The sequence below is a fragment of the Streptomyces sp. NPDC058877 genome, from assembly GCF_042742855.1.
Taxonomy (GTDB): domain Bacteria; phylum Actinomycetota; class Actinomycetes; order Streptomycetales; family Streptomycetaceae; genus Streptomyces.
The window spans coordinates 20,843-34,572 of record NZ_JBHYMF010000016.1 but is presented as its reverse complement, the minus strand read 5'-3'; the positions used below and the strand labels follow the sequence as shown (position 1 = coordinate 34,572).

Annotated in this window: 14 protein-coding genes; 7 read left to right on the top strand and 7 right to left on the bottom strand. The window is 71.0% G+C overall.

Annotated features, from left to right (window positions below; all coding sequences use genetic code 11):
- Positions 1–48: 48 nt before the first annotated feature.
- From ACFW2Y_RS06290 to ACFW2Y_RS06275, 4 genes are all read left to right on the top strand, one after another.
- Positions 49–1,095, top strand: a complete 1,047-nt coding sequence (locus ACFW2Y_RS06290) for a hypothetical protein (protein ID WP_384874304.1) — start codon at positions 49–51, stop codon at positions 1,093–1,095.
- 158 nt (positions 1,096–1,253) lie between these two features.
- Complete coding sequence (locus ACFW2Y_RS06285) at positions 1,254–2,714, top strand: DUF2252 domain-containing protein (protein ID WP_384874301.1); 1,461 nt, start codon at positions 1,254–1,256, stop codon at positions 2,712–2,714.
- 177 nt (positions 2,715–2,891) lie between these two features.
- Positions 2,892–3,707 carry a hypothetical protein gene (locus ACFW2Y_RS06280; RefSeq protein ID WP_384874379.1) on the top strand — a complete coding sequence of 272 codons (816 nt, stop codon included), beginning with the start codon at positions 2,892–2,894 and terminating at the stop codon, positions 3,705–3,707.
- 53 nt (positions 3,708–3,760) lie between these two features.
- Positions 3,761–4,105, top strand: coding sequence for a rhodanese-like domain-containing protein (locus ACFW2Y_RS06275; RefSeq protein ID WP_384874298.1), 345 nt, complete (start codon positions 3,761–3,763; stop codon positions 4,103–4,105).
- Positions 4,106–4,121: 16 nt separating this feature from the next.
- Here the strand turns inward: ACFW2Y_RS06275 and ACFW2Y_RS06270 are convergent, their stop codons facing one another.
- The 6 genes from ACFW2Y_RS06270 to paaA form a co-directional block, all read right to left on the bottom strand.
- Complete coding sequence (locus ACFW2Y_RS06270) at positions 4,122–5,255, bottom strand: acyl-CoA dehydrogenase family protein (RefSeq protein WP_384874295.1); 1,134 nt, start codon at positions 5,253–5,255, stop codon at positions 4,122–4,124.
- A gap of 157 nt (positions 5,256–5,412) precedes the next feature.
- Complete coding sequence (locus ACFW2Y_RS06265; RefSeq protein WP_384874293.1) at positions 5,413–6,501, bottom strand: 2Fe-2S iron-sulfur cluster-binding protein; 1,089 nt, start codon at positions 6,499–6,501, stop codon at positions 5,413–5,415.
- A complete protein-coding gene (gene paaD / locus ACFW2Y_RS06260; protein ID WP_384874290.1) occupies positions 6,502–6,999 on the bottom strand; it encodes a 1,2-phenylacetyl-CoA epoxidase subunit PaaD in 498 nt (165 codons plus the stop codon).
- A complete protein-coding gene (gene paaC, locus ACFW2Y_RS06255; protein ID WP_384874287.1) occupies positions 6,993–7,727 on the bottom strand; it encodes a 1,2-phenylacetyl-CoA epoxidase subunit PaaC in 735 nt (244 codons plus the stop codon). Before paaC ends, paaD begins: the two co-directional genes overlap by 7 nt.
- On the bottom strand, positions 7,724–8,011 hold the full coding sequence (gene paaB / locus ACFW2Y_RS06250; protein WP_017240349.1) for a 1,2-phenylacetyl-CoA epoxidase subunit PaaB: 288 nt from the start codon (positions 8,009–8,011) through the stop codon (positions 7,724–7,726). The genes paaC and paaB overlap by 4 nt, the downstream gene beginning before the upstream one ends.
- Complete coding sequence (paaA, locus tag ACFW2Y_RS06245; RefSeq protein ID WP_384874284.1) at positions 8,008–9,024, bottom strand: 1,2-phenylacetyl-CoA epoxidase subunit PaaA; 1,017 nt, start codon at positions 9,022–9,024, stop codon at positions 8,008–8,010. Before paaA ends, paaB begins: the two co-directional genes overlap by 4 nt.
- 112 nt (positions 9,025–9,136) lie before the next feature.
- On the opposite strand from paaA, the gene ACFW2Y_RS06240 reads away from it, so the two are divergent.
- Genes ACFW2Y_RS06240 through ACFW2Y_RS06230 form a run of 3 tightly spaced genes read left to right on the top strand, consistent with a single transcriptional unit; the run spans position 9,137 to position 11,879 of the window.
- Positions 9,137–9,970 (top strand): DUF5819 family protein, encoded by an 834-nt coding sequence (locus tag ACFW2Y_RS06240; RefSeq protein WP_384874282.1) that lies wholly within the window; start codon positions 9,137–9,139, stop codon positions 9,968–9,970.
- Positions 9,967–11,220, top strand: a complete 1,254-nt coding sequence (locus tag ACFW2Y_RS06235) for an HTTM domain-containing protein (protein WP_384874279.1) — start codon at positions 9,967–9,969, stop codon at positions 11,218–11,220. Before ACFW2Y_RS06240 ends, ACFW2Y_RS06235 begins: the two co-directional genes overlap by 4 nt.
- On the top strand, positions 11,217–11,879 hold the full coding sequence (locus ACFW2Y_RS06230) for a TrmH family RNA methyltransferase (RefSeq protein ID WP_384874276.1): 663 nt from the start codon (positions 11,217–11,219) through the stop codon (positions 11,877–11,879). The genes ACFW2Y_RS06235 and ACFW2Y_RS06230 overlap by 4 nt, the downstream gene beginning before the upstream one ends.
- A gap of 40 nt (positions 11,880–11,919) precedes the next feature.
- Here the strand turns inward: ACFW2Y_RS06230 and paaN are convergent, their stop codons facing one another.
- Complete coding sequence (paaN, locus tag ACFW2Y_RS06225) at positions 11,920–13,617, bottom strand: phenylacetic acid degradation protein PaaN (RefSeq protein WP_384874273.1); 1,698 nt, start codon at positions 13,615–13,617, stop codon at positions 11,920–11,922.
- Between the last annotated feature and the right edge of the window lie 113 nt (positions 13,618–13,730).

The window sequence follows — 13,730 nt, the reverse complement described above, 5'->3', positions numbered from 1 at the left end:
TATAGTACAACGGTTATTTAGTTGTAAAAGCCAACCATGGAGGTCTCGGTGTCAGCAGGACCGAACACCAGCGGTGCCCTGCGGCACGTCCTCGGACATCTGCTCACCCCCCTGCTGATGTGCATCGGCATGGGGCTTGCCTACCTCGGGGCCTTCCACGCCCCCGAGCCCCGTGGGCTACGGGTCGACGTCGTCGGCTCCGGCACCACCGTCCAGGTCCTCGCGCAGACCCTGCAGGACGAGGCCGACGGCGCCCTCGACGTCCGTACCGTCACCGACCGGGGCGCAGCCGTCTCCGCCCTGCGCGAGCAGCGCAGCTTCGGTGCCTACGTGCCGGGCGAACGGCCCGAGCTCCTCATCGCCTCGGCCTCCTCCGACACCAGCGCGATGGCCGTCGAGAAGGTGTTCACCGAGGTCGCCGCCGCCCGGGGCGCGCCGCTCGGGGTCACCGACCTCGCCCCCACGGCCTCCGGCGACCCCACCGGTCAGGGCGTCTTCTTCCTGCTCGTCGCCCTCAGCATCGGCGCGTACGCCTCCGTCGCCGTCATCGGCGGGGCCGGGGCCGTCCTGCCCATGCGGACCAGGGCCCTCCTCGCCGCCGGAACGTCGCTCGTCGTCAGCCTGATCGGCACCTTCTTCGCCGGCCCCGCCTTCCACCTGGTCGACAGGGGGCTCGGCGGGGTGTGGGCGATGTCCTGGCTGTACGCGGCGGGCATCCTCGCCATCGGCATCGGCCTGCACGCCTTCCTGCGCCGCTGGACCACGCTCGGTGTGATGGTGCTGTTCGTCATGCTCAACTTCACCAGCTCCGGCGGCATCTACCGACCCGAGCTCCAACCCGGCTTCTTCGGTGCGCTGCACGCCTTCTGGAACGGAGCGGGCTTCGTCGAGGGCGTGCGCAGCCACGTCTACTTCGACGGGCACCGGATCGCCCACCACGCCCTGGTCCTCGCCGTCTGGCTCCTCGCCGGGGCCGTGCTCGTCGTCGTCGCCGGGCTCTCGGAGAAGCGGGGCGGGGCCGTGGCGGACGCCCGGTCCGGCGACGGAGACCGGGTCGAGGCCGAGGAGGAGGCGGAAGAGGCCGTCGCGGTCTGAGGGCGTGCCGTACGCAGCCCGGGGAGTGCGGTCCTGGAGGTGTTCCCTGGTTGTCCACAGGCCCGGACGGCCGTTGTCCACAGGGGAAGACGGTCGATCGCATACGGGGGTACGGTCAGGGCCGAATGATGTTGGACATTGCATCGGGGGGCGTCCCAATGAACGGGATTCGGGCCGTCGTGCCAGCGCAGCGTGGTACGGACGAAGAGCAGGGCGGGGCGCGCGTCCCACAGGTGCCGGGGTTCGCGCGCCGTGCCGTCCCCGGTTCCGGGGACTCCCCCAAGGAGCGCGGGAAGCTGCTGCGCGAGCGGGTGCCCCGCTCCTCCCACGAGCTGTCGGTCATGGCCGCCGACCGCCCGGACGCCGTGCGCGCCGTCGAGGAATCGAGCCGGGGCCGGGTCCCGGAGCTCGCGCCGATCCGCGTCGGCAGGATGGCGGCCGGCCCCTTCGCCTTCCTGCGCGGCTCCGCCGGGCTGATGGCCCAGGATCTTGCCGGGACGCCCGTCACCGGGATCGCCGCCCAGATCTGCGGTGATGCGCACGCCGCCAACTTCGGCCTCTACGGGGACGCCCGAGGCCGGCTCGTCATCGACCTCAACGACTTCGACGAGACCGTCGTGGGCCCGTGGGAGTGGGACCTCAAGCGACTTGCGACCTCCCTCGTCCTCGCCGGGCGCGAAACGGGCGCCGGCGAGGACGTGTGTCGGGCCGCGGCCTTCGACGCCGCCGGCGCCTACCGGCACACCATGCGGCTGCTGGCCCGGCTGCCCGCCCTCGACGCCTGGAACGCGATCGCCGACGAGGAACTCGTCTCGCACGCCGACGCCCACGATCTGATCGGCACCCTGGAGCGGGTCTCCGCCAAGGCCCGCAAGAACACCAGTGCCCGGTTCGCCGCACGGTCGACCGAGGCGCTCACGGACGCCGAAGGCGGTGGCCGCAGGTTCGTCGACGCTCCTCCGGTCCTGCGGAGGGTCCCGGCTGCCGAGGCCGCCGCGGTCGCCGCCTCCCTCGGCGGATACCTGGAGACGGTGGCCGAGGACAGGCTGCCGCTCCTCGCCCGGTACGCCGTGCACGACGTGGCCTTCCGGGTGGTCGGCACCGGCAGCGTGGGTACCCGCTCGTACGTGGTGCTGCTCCTCGACCACCGGGGCGAGCCGCTGGTGCTCCAGGTGAAGGAGGCGCGGCCGTCCGTGCTGCTGCCCCATCTGCCGGCCGCGGGCTTCGCCGCGCCGGACGCCGGCCACGAGGGACGGCGCGTGGTGCTCGGACAGAAGCGGATGCAGGTCGTGAGCGACATACTGCTCGGCTGGACGACCGTCGAGGGGCGCCCGTTCCAAGTGCGTCAGTTCCGCAACCGCAAGGGCAGTGTCGATCCGGCCGCGCTCACCGCGGCCGAGCTCGACGACTACGGGCGCATGACCGGGGCCCTGCTCGCCCGCGCACATGCCCACAGCGCCGACCCTCGCTTGATATCCGGCTACTGCGGCAAGAACGAGGAGCTCGACGAGGCCATTGCCTCCTTCGCCGTCGCCTACGCGGACCGCACCACCGCCGACCATGCCGACCTGCTCTCGGCCGTCCGCAGCGGTCGCATGGCGGCCGAACTGGGCGTCTGACGTCGACGAGCGGGGAGGTGGGGACGGGGAGGGAGGAAGAGCCTCCCCGGAAGGCCCGTAGTCTGGGATGGGACGAGGTGGAACGAGGACTGGGCGGGCGTGGACGTGAGCGTGGACCAGGGTGTGGACGAAGGACCCGGCGACGAGCGGCCCAGGGGCGAGCAGCCCGCGGACGAGCTGCCCGGTGGGGTGCAGGCTTCGGACCGGCAGAGATCCGAGGAGCGGCCCGAGGCACGGCTTGAGCAGGCCGTGCGGGTGGCCGAGCAGGCGCTGATCGAGTTCGAGATCGCCGTGGAGACCTTCCGGGTCGAGGTGGAGAACTTCTCGCGGCTGCACCACCAGAAGCTCGGCCCGATGTACGCGCGGCTCGATGAGCTCGATGCACGGATCGCCGAGGCGCGTGCGGCGAGGACCGGAGACCCGGAGGACCTGCGGCGGGCTCAGGAGGCACGGGCGGCGGTCCTGCCCATGCCCGGCGTCGACGAGCTCTTCCACGAGTGGATCGACGGCGACGGTCTGTCCGCCGAGGCCGCTGCGATGCTCACGGACCGGCCCGTCCAGCCGCCGAAGCGGGTCCGCCCCAGCGAGGAGGCCCGCAAGCTCTATCGCGAGCTGGCCCGCAAGGCCCACCCCGACCTGGCCCGCGAGGAGGGCGAGCGGAGGCGGCGCGAGGAGTTCATCACGCGGGTGAACGCCGCGTATGCGCGTGGTGACGAAGCGCTGCTCCGCGAGCTCTCCGCGGAGTGGGAGGCCGGACCGGTGCCGGTTGCGGAGCGGCTCAGCGAGAGCGAGGAGCTCTACGCGCGCCTGGAGTGGCTGGCCGAGCGCAAGGACATGTTGTCGGCGCTGGCGCGGGAGCTGGAGGAGAGCGCGATCGGCGCGATGCTGCGGATGGCGCCGGAGGATCCGGACCAGCTCCTGGAGGAGATCGCCGAGCAGCTGCTCGCACAGGTCTCCCATCGGGAGGCCGAGCTCGCGGAGCTGGTGCAGTAGGTTTTCCGTGGCTCGAGTTCTTCGGGCGGTTTCGAAGAGAGAAGGCTTGTTCCATGAATTTCTCCCCCCTGCCCTCGGTGGACGTGGCTTCCGTGCCGGCCGATGCCCTGGTGCTGGACGTCAGGGAGGACGACGAGTGGGCAGCAGGTCACGTCGAAGGGGCGCTGCACGTCCCGATGAGTGATTTCGTGGGCCGCTTCGGCGAGGTGACGGAAGCCGTTGCCGAGCGCGGTCGCGCCTATGTGATGTGCCGGGTGGGCGGTCGTTCGGCGCAGGTCACGCAGTATCTGGTGCGACAGGGCTTCGACGCGGTGAACGTGGACGGCGGGATGCTCGCCTGGGACGGTGCCGGGCGTCCCATGGTGGCGGAGAGCGGCAGTCCGGCCTTCGTCCTCTGAGACCGCTTCGTCCGGGTCAGCCGAGGGGATGGCTGGCCAGCAGGTCTCCCAGGGCTTCCTCGTGGGCCGCGGCGGGGCCGAGGAACAGTTCCAGGTGCTTGGCCCAGGCGTGATAGCGGTGCAGCGGGTAGTCGGTATCGGCACCGAAGCCGCCGTGGAGGTGTTGGGCGGTCTGCACCACGCGGCGCATTCCCTCGGAGGCCCAGATCTTCGCGACGGCGATGTCCCCCGCGGCGGGGAGGCGCCCGCTGGCCTCATGGGTGATGCGCCAGGCGGCCTGCCACAAGGTGGCCTCCATGGCGCGCAGGTCGATATAGCGGTCGGCGGTCTGGACGGCCACGGCCTGGAAGGTGGCCACGGGGTGGCCGAACTGTTCGCGCTTTCCGGTGTACTGGCTCGTCATGGTGAGCACGGTCTCGCCGAGGCCGAGGGCGAGCGCGCAGGTCCCGGTGGTGAGGATGCCGTGCAGCCGTTCCCAGGCGCCATCAGCGTCGATGATCCGGGTGGCGTCGAGCCGTACGGCGTCGAGGTGCAGCTGGGCGAGGAGTTCGCCGCTGGTGGAGTACTGGTCGCTGAGCACCAGTCCGTCGTGGGTGCGGGGCACCAGGGCGAGGAGCGTGCGGCCGTCGCTGGTGCATGCCGGTACGGCGATGATGTCGGCGCCGTGAGCCCAGGGGACGGCGGTCTGGAGGCCGTCGAGGATCCAGTCGGCGCCTTCGCGGCGTGCTCGGACGGCACGGTCGGCGGACTCGTGACCGGTGCGTCCGTGGGCGGCGACGGTGAGGACGCGCTCGCCGCGGGTGACGCGGGGCAGCAGCTCGGCGGAGACCTGGGGAGGGGCGTACTGCTCGACGGTCAGGGCGACGGCACTGGTCTCCAGGAGCGGTATGCGGGCGAGGACCCGGGCCGACTCGCGGAGGACGAGGCAGAGGGCGATGGGGTCCAGGCCCGCGCCGCCGTGCTCGGGGGCCAGTGTGAGGCCGAGGAGGTCAGCGGCGGCGAGGCGGGACCAGAGCGGTCGGTCGAGGTCCTCGGCCACGGCACCGGGAGTGAGGGCGGGGCTGGGGACCGCGTCGGGCGTGACGTCCGAGAAGACCGCCTTGGCCGCCTCGACGGCCGCTTGCTGTTCTTCGGTGAAGGTGAAGTCCACGGCGCTACCTTCCCGTTGCTGACCCACATTCCTGACGGGTCGTCAACATAGAACAGGTTCCAGGGGAAGGGAATGGCGGCGCCGTCACTTCGTCGGGCTCCGCGCCGTCGATGCTTGAGGTGCTTCGACGGCCGTCAGGCATCGGGGCGCGTGAGGGTCAGCGGTCGAAGTCCAACTCCACCTCTGGCGTTGCCGGGTGGGACTGACACGCCAGGACGTATCCCGCGTCGGTCTCTTCCGGTTCCAGTGCGAAGTTCCGGTCCATCCGGACCTCCCCGTCAACGACGAAGGCACGGCAGGTACCGCAGACTCCGCCCTTGCAGGCGTACGGGGCGTCTGCCCGGGCGCGGAGGACGGTCTCGAGCAGTGTTTCGCCCTGTTCCACCGGCCAGGTGCCGGAGCGGCCGTGCAGAGTGGCCGTCAGCGTGGCGTGTGTCGGGCCGTCGGCCGCCGGCGTCGGGGCCGGGGCAGAACCGTCGTCGACGTGGAAGATCTCCTGGTGGATCCGAAGGCGGTCGACACCCAGGTCGCGCAGTGCCTGCTCGGCACTCTGGACCAGACCGAAGGGACCACAGAGGAACCAGCCGTCGATCGCCTCGACGGGCAGGAGGGCCGGCAGCAGGGCGGTGAGCCGCTCCTGGTCGAGGCGGCCCGAGGGCAGGCCCGCCTGCTGCTCCTCCCTGGACAGGGCCGTGACCAGCTGGAAGCGGTCCGGGTAGCGGTCCTTGAGGTCGGCGACCTCATCGAGGAACATCGTGGAGGCCGCGGTGCGGTCGCTCCTGATCAGGCAGAACCGGGCCTCCGGCTCGCGGGCGAGCAGAGTTGCCGCCATCGACAGGACCGGGGTGATGCCGCTGCCCCCGACGACGGCCGCGAACTGGCCGGCACGCGGGGCGAGGGTGAACCGGCCCATGGGTTCCATGACGTCGACCGAGTCCCCGACGGCCAGTTCCTTGAGGGCGTACGTCGAGAACGACCCGCCGTCGACCAGCCGGATGCCGACCCGCAGGACGGGGGGCTCGCCGGGAGGGGCCGCGGGGGCGCAGATCGAGTACGTGCGTCGGACCTCCGTGCCGTCCTCGGTGATGCGGCGCAGGGCGAGGTGCTGGCCGGGGAGGTGGCGGTACGCCTCGTGGAGTTCGGTCGGGACCGCGAAGGTGACGGCCACGGAGTCGTCCGTGAGTCGCTCGACCTCGCTCACCCGGAGCGGCTGGAAGCCGGTCCGTCCGGTGTCGGAGGGCAGCATCTACAACTCCTTGAAGTGGTCGAACGGTTCGCTGCAGGCGGTGCAGCGGCGCAGGGCCTTGCACGCGGTGGAGGAGAAGCGGCTCAGGAGCTCGGTGTCGGTGGATCCGCAGTGGGGGCAGCGGATCGCCAGGCTCAGCGGTACGGGACCGCCGGCCGGGCCCTGGGGGCGGGGCGGGGCGATGCCGAACTCGGTGAGCTTGCGCCGTCCCTCCTCGCTGATGTCGTCGGTGGACCAGGCCGGGGTGAGCACCGTGACGACGGAGACCTCCGGTACGCCGTGGTCGTGGAGGGCGTGCTCGATGTCTGAGGACATCGCCTCGATGGCGGGGCATCCCGTGTACGTGGGAGTGAGCGACACCTCGACCCGGCCGGGAGCGAGGACCCGGACGCCCCGCATGACGCCGAGCTCCTCCAGGGTGAGGACGGGCAGCTCCGGATCGGGAACTGAGCCGGCGATCCGGCTCAGTTCCTCCTCCAGGGCCGTCATGGTCACCATGACGCCCCCGGGTGGCTGCGGTGCAGGTGTTGCATCTCGGCCAGCATCCGCCCGAAGGCTTCGGTGTGCAGGCCTTGGCGGCCGGCTCCCGCGGCCCATGCACCGGTGCGCGGCCCGGAGGGCAGGGCGAGGCCGGCCCGGCCGAGGATGTCGGTGATCGAGTCGAGCCAGGCGCTCTCCAGGGACCGGAGGTCCAGGTCGAGGCCGTCGACGGGCTGGAACAGTTCCCCGGTGTAACGCCAGAGCGCCTCGCAGGCCCGCTGCATCCGGGCGTGGCTCTCCGCGGTGCCGTCGCCGAGGCGCAAGGTCCAGTGCTCGGCATGGTCCTGGTGGTAGGCGACTTCCTTGACGGCCTTGGCCGCGAGGCCTGTGAAGGGGCCTTCGGCGCTGGCCAGCTGCCCGTACAGGAGCCGCTGGTAGGTGGAGAAGTAGAGCTGTCGGGCGATGGTGTGGGCGAAGTCGCCGTTCGGTTGCTCGACCAACTGGACGTTCCGGAAGGAGCGCTCCTCGCGGAGGTAGGCCAGCTCGTCCTCGTCGCCGACGAGGGAGAGCAGGACCCGGGCCTGGCCGAGGAGGTCGAGGGCGATGTTGGCCAGGGCCACTTCCTCCTCCAGGACCGGGGCGGAGCCGGCCCACTCCCCCAGGCGGTGGGAGAGGACGAGGGCGTCGTCGCCGAGGGCGAGGGCCGCGGTGACGGGGGTGTCGGTGCTGTGGGCGGCGCCGGTCACAGGTGCTTCACCCCCTCCGGGATCTCGTAGAAGGTCGGGTGGCGGTAGGGCTTGTCCGCGGCAGGTTCGAAGAAGGGGTCCTTCTCGTCGGGGGAGGAGGCGGTGATGGCCGTCGACGGGACGACCCAGATCGACACTCCCTCGGACCTACGGGTGTACAGATCGCGGGCGTTCCGCAGTGCCATCTCCGCATCGGGTGCGTGGAGACTGCCCGCGTGGGTGTGGGACAGTCCGCGGCGGGAGCGCACGAACACCTCCCACAACGGCCAACCGTCGCTCGTCATGCCTGTGCCCCTCCGTGCTTGCCGGTGTGCTTCTCCGCGTAGGCCGCCGCGGCTTCCCTGACCCAGGCGCCGTCTTCGTGGGCCTGGCGCCGTTTGTTGAGCCGCTGGTCGTTGCAGGGGCCGTTCCCCTTGAGGACGTCCCAGAACTCGGCCCAGTCGATCGGGCCGAAGTCGTAGTGCCCGCGCTCCTCGTTCCACCGGATGTCGGGGTCGGGGAGGGTGAGGCCGAGGGCCTCGGCTTGGGGCACGGCGATGTCGACGAAGCGCTGGCGCAGTTCGTCGTTGGAGTGGCGCTTGATCTTCCAGGCCATTGACTGGGCGGAGTGCGCGGACTCGTCGTCCGGCGGACCGAACATCATCAGCGAGGGCCACCACCAGCGGTCCACCGCGTCCTGCGCCATGGCGTGCTGGGCTTCGGTGCCGCGGGAGAGGGCGAGCAGGGCCTCGTACCCCTGGCGCTGGTGGAAGGACTCCTCCTTGCAGACCCGGACCATCGCGCGGGCGTACGGGCCGTAGGAGCAGCGGCAGAGCGGCACCTGGTTGGTGATGGCGGCCCCGTCGACGAGCCAACCGATGGCACCGACGTCGGCCCAGGTCAGCGTGGGGTAGTTGAAGATCGATGAGTACTTCTGGCGGCCGGAGTGGAGCTTGTCGAGGAGCTCGTCGCGACTGGTGCCGAGGGTTTCCGCCGCGCTGTACAGGTACAGACCGTGGCCGGCCTCGTCCTGCACCTTGGCCATGAGGATGGCCTTGCGGCGCAGGGAAGGCGCGCGGGTGATCCAGTTCGCCTCGGGCTGCATCCCGATGATCTCGGAGTGGGCGTGCTGGGCGATTTGACGGACGAGTGAGGCCCGGTAGGCCTCGGGCATCCAGTCGCGCGGCTCGATCCGCTCGTCGGCGGCGACGGCGGCGTCGAACACGGCCTCGTGCGCGGCCTGCTCCGCCGCCATGGCCGCGTCCGACGCGCCGGGCACGCCCGTGGTCCCTGCCGTCCCTGCCGTCACTGCGGTCATCAGATCCCCTACCGACCGATCGTTCGGTTGAATGACTTCAATGGTGGGTCGACGGCCCGTATGGTGTCAACCCTGTGGATAACCGAGGCGGGCCGATCGGGATCGGGGCGGGATGGACGCGTACGTCGAGAAGGACGCGGTCGGGGTGAGCGACGACGGGCGGGGATCCACCGCTGACCCGCGGACCGCCCTTCCGGAGCCCGAGGAAGCCCGGGCCGCCGGTGCCGGGGACGGAGCCGGCCCCGCACCCGGGGGAACCGGTGGCGGCACCGGGATCATGGCGCTGTCGCTGCCCTACCAGGTCGTCGCCGCCGTGGCACTCGCCGTGGCCGGCGTGCTCGTCTGCGTCCACCTCTCGATGGTGTTCCTCCACGTGGCCCCGTCCAACACGCTGACCAAGCGGCACGGCGAGGCCGTCGGCGACTGGATCTATCCCGAGTTCGAGCAGAACTGGAAGCTCTTCGCGCCCAACCCGCTCCAGACGAACCTCTCCGTCGAGGTGCGTGCCGAGGTCATCACCGCTGGCGGAGGGCGCCGCACCACTGACTGGGTCGACCTCACCGCCCAGGACGTCGAGCAGATCCGCCACAATCCGATGCCCAGCCACGCCCAGCAGAACCAGCTTCGCCGGGCCGTGGACTTCTACCTCAACACGCACGACGACGACTTCCAACCCAGTGGTCTGCGCGGCACCCTCTCGGAGCAGTACATGCGCCGGATCGCGATGCTCCGGCTCGACGCCCTCGAAGGCACGGACGGGCACTCCCTCGGCGCCGCTGCGCAGCGCATCCAGCTCCGCACCGTCAGCCGGGCCGTCCCCGCCGCTCCGTGGAGCGACGAGAAATCGCAGAAGACCCCATCCCACCGGGACTTCCCGTGGTGGAAGGTCACCGAAGCCGACCGGCCCGCCGGGGCCGGCACGAGCCGCACGGAGACGGGCCGATGAGCAGCTCCCACGTCATGTCCGCAGCTCCCCGCGAGCCCCTCGACCGACGTCTCGCCCGTGCCGTCCAAGCCGTCACCAGCCGGCCGCTCGCCCCGTACCAGAGCGCGATCGTACGCATCGGCTTCTCCCTGACCTGGCTGCTGTTCCTGCTACGGGAGATTCCGCACCGGCACCTCCTCTACGGCCCCGAGGGACCCTGGTCCTGGGAGATGGCGCACCGGCTCATCGCCGACAACCGTGCCTTCACCGTCCTCCTGTGGTCGGACGGCCGGATCTGGTTCGAGATCGTCTACGGGCTCGCGGTGCTCTCCGCCGCCCTGCTTCTGGTGGGCTGGCGGACCCGGGCCGTGTCCGTGGTCTTCATGGTCGGCGTGCTCTCGCTGCAGAACCGCTCCGTCTTCGTGGGCGACGGCGGTGACAACGTGCTCCACCTCGTCGCGATCTACCTCGCCTTCACCCGCTGCGGACGGGTGTGGTCCCTCGATGCCCGACGAGCGGCCCGTGAGGCCCGTGAGGCCCGTGCCGGGGGGCCTCCGCGCCGTGATGTCGTCGGGCCCGTGCTGTGGGTGGTGCTCGGCGGCTTCGTCCTCACCGCCACCTGGTTCAGCGACGTCACCGGCGAGTGGTGGGTGCCGGTGCTGCTGTGGGTGCTGTGGCTCGGGCACGGCTTGTGGTGGCTGGTGTGCCGGCTTGTCCCCGGGGAACCGCGCACCCTGCTCGACGTCCTCGCCAACCTCGCGCACAACGCCACCCTCGTCGTCCTCATGGCGGAGGTCTGTCTGATCTACGCCACGGCGGGCTGGTACAAGATCCAGGGATCGCGCTGGCAGGACGGAACCGCCCTGTTCTACCCGCTGCACCTGAACTACTTCACGCCCTGGCCGGCCCTCTCCGAGGTGCTCGGCGCCAGCGGGATCATGGTGATGCTGCTGACCTACGGCACCGTGGTCGTCCAGGTCGCCTTCCCCTTCACGCTCTTCAACCGCAAGGTCAAGAACGTCCTGCTCGTCATGATGATGGCCGAGCACGCGGGGATCGCGGTGCTCCTCGGACTGCCGGTGTTCTCGCTCGCGATGATCTCCGCCGATGCCGTGTTCCTGCCGACGACGTTCCTGGTCGCGCTGGGCGCCTGGGTGACCAAGGGCAAGGACCGACTGCTGCGCCGGCCCTCCACCGGGTCCCCCGCCGAGCCGGTGCCCGAGCAGCGCCGTACGGGTGAGGAGCCCGCTCCCCGTACCCTCGTCGGGTGAGCACCACGGAAGAACAGTCCGAGCCGATCCAGTACGACGAAGGGTTCGGACCCGAGATCGGCGTCGGGCCGCACCCGGGGCCGTGGCCACGGGACGAGCGGTACGACCCCGAGCTGCTGGCCGGCGGCGACCGGCGCAACGTCGTGGACCGCTACCGCTACTGGAGGCACGAGGCGGTCGTGGCCGACCTCGACACCCGGCGCCATGACTTCCACGTGGCGGTGGAGAACTGGGGCCACGACTTCAACATCGGGTCGGTGGTGCGGACCGCCAATGCCTTCCTGGCGAAGGAGGTCCACATCGTGGGCCGACGCCGCTGGAACCGGCGGGGTGCCATGGTCACCGACCGCTACCAGCACGTCCGGCACCATCCGGACACCGCGTCGCTGACCTCGTGGGCGGCGGCCGAGGGCTTGCCCGTCATCGGCATCGACAACCTGCCGGGCGCCGTTCCGCTGGAGCGGACCGTGCTGCCCCGTCGCTGTGTGCTGCTCTTCGGGCAGGAAGGGCCGGGACTCACCGAGGAGGCCCGCGTCCACGCGGAGATGGTCTGCTCGATTGCCCAGTTCGGTTCGACCCGGTCGATCAATGCGGGCGCCGCGGCGGCGATCGCCATGCATGCATGGGTCCAGCGGTACGCGGAGATCGAGGCTCCGTGAAGGGGTGTGGAGGCCCCGAGGGACCTCCACACCTCGTGCATCAGGCCTGGCGGCGGACCTCCACCACCCGGAAGCGGTTGGAGACGAAGGCGCCGTCACACAGCGCCGCGTTCGCCGCGGGGTTGCCGCCGGAACCGTGGAAGTCGGAGAAGGCGGCCGTCTGGTTCACGTACACCCCGCCCGTGAGGTTCAGCGAGAGCTGGGCCGACTCCTCCAGGCAGACCTCCTCCACCGCGCGCTCGGTTTCGGCCGAGGTCGTGTAGGCGCCGACCGTCATCGCGCCCTTCTCCCGGACCGTGCGGCGCAGCAGCTCCAGGGCGTCCGCGGTGGAGTCCACCGAGACGGCGAAGGAGACCGGGCCGAAGCACTCGGAGAAGTACGCGGACTGTGCGTCCGGCTTGGAGCCGTCCAGCTTCACGATCACCGGAGTGCGGACCACGGCGTCCGGGTACTCGGGGTTGACCACCTCGCGGGAGGCGAGGGCGACCTCGCCGAGCTCGGCGGCGGCTTCGAGACGCGCCTTCACGTCCGGGTTGACCAGGGCACCGAGCAGGCCGTTGGCCCGGGCGTCGTCACCGAGCAGACCGTCGACCGCCGCCGCGATGTCGGCGACGACCTCGTCGTACGACTTGGGGCCCTGGTCGGTCTCGATGCCGTCGCGCGGGATCAGCAGGTTCTGCGGGGTGGTGCACATCTGACCGCTGTAGAGGGACAGCGAGAAGGCCAGGTTGGCGAGCATGCCCTTGTAGTCGTCGGTGGAGTCGACCACGACCGTGTTGACGCCGGCCTTCTCGGTGTAGACCTGGGCCTGTCGGGCGTTGGCCTCCAGCCAGTCGCCGAACGCGGTGGAGCCGGTGTAGTCGATGATCCGGATCTCGGGGCGCACGGCCAGGGTCTTGGCGATGCCCTCTCCGGGGCGCTCGACGGCGAGCGCGACCAGGTTCGGGTCGAAGCCGGTCTCGGTGAGCACCTCACGGGCGATCTTCACCGTGAGCGCGAGCGGCAGCACGGCGCGCGGATGCGGCTTGACCAGGACCGGGTTGCCGGTGGCGAGGGAGGCGAACAGGCCCGGGTAGCCGTTCCACGTGGGGAAGGTGTTGCAGCCGATGACCAGGGCGATGCCACGGCCGACCGGGGTGAACTCCTTGCTCAGCTCCAGCGGGTCGCGCTTGCCCTGGGGCTTGGACCAGCCGGCCCGCCCCGCGGGGGTGCGGGTCTGCTCCTCGTACGCGTACGCCACGGCCTCCAGGCCGCGGTCCTGGGCGTGTGGGCCGCCGGCCTGGAACGCCATCATGAACGCCTGGCCGCTGGTGTGCATGACGGCGTGGGCGAACTCGTGGGTGCGGGCGGAGATCCGGGCGATGATCTCCAGGCAGACCAGGGCGCGGGTCTCCGCGCCGGCGTCCCTCCAGGCGCCCGTGCCGGCGCGCATCGCGGGGAGCAGCACGTCGAAGTCGGCGTGCGGGTACTCGACGCCGAGCGCCGGGCCGTAGGGCGAAGTTTCTCCGCCGGTCCAGCCGTCGGTGCCGGGCTGGTCGAGGTCGAAGCGGGTGTTCAGCACGGACTGGTGAGCGGCGAGCCCCGCCGCCGCGTCGAGCGAGCCGTCCGTGCCGTATGCCTTGGGGTGCTCGGGGTGCGGCGACCAGTAGGCGCGGGTGCGAATGGTTTCGAGCGCCTGGTCGAGCGTGGACCGGTGCTTCTCGGCCAGACGGTCGGTGGTCAGCTGAGCGGTGGCCATGGGTGGACCAACTCCTCGTCGAGCTGGGCAGGGAGACGCGTACGGAGTTAGAGTAACCGAACGATCGGTCGGGACAAGGGGGTCCGTCGATCCTGTGGAAAACCCATCGGGGA

Bases quoted from the DNA above. Each gene is read 5' to 3' on its own strand.
- ACFW2Y_RS06285 (WP_384874301.1), top strand. From the start codon at position 1,254: ATGAACGGGATTCGGGCCGTCGTGCCAGCGCAGCGTGGTACGGACGAA.
- ACFW2Y_RS06275 (WP_384874298.1), top strand. From the start codon at position 3,761: ATGAATTTCTCCCCCCTGCCCTCGGTGGACGTGGCTTCCGTGCCGGCC.
- ACFW2Y_RS06265 (WP_384874293.1), bottom strand. From the start codon at position 6,501: ATGCTGCCCTCCGACACCGGACGGACCGGCTTCCAGCCGCTCCGGGTG.
- paaD (WP_384874290.1), bottom strand. From the start codon at position 6,999: ATGGTGACCATGACGGCCCTGGAGGAGGAACTGAGCCGGATCGCCGGC.
- paaB (WP_017240349.1), bottom strand. From the start codon at position 8,011: ATGACGAGCGACGGTTGGCCGTTGTGGGAGGTGTTCGTGCGCTCCCGC.
- paaA (WP_384874284.1), bottom strand. From the start codon at position 9,024: ATGACCGCAGTGACGGCAGGGACGGCAGGGACCACGGGCGTGCCCGGC.
- ACFW2Y_RS06240 (WP_384874282.1), top strand. From the start codon at position 9,137: ATGGACGCGTACGTCGAGAAGGACGCGGTCGGGGTGAGCGACGACGGG.
- ACFW2Y_RS06235 (WP_384874279.1), top strand. From the start codon at position 9,967: ATGAGCAGCTCCCACGTCATGTCCGCAGCTCCCCGCGAGCCCCTCGAC.
- paaN (WP_384874273.1), bottom strand. From the start codon at position 13,617: ATGGCCACCGCTCAGCTGACCACCGACCGTCTGGCCGAGAAGCACCGG.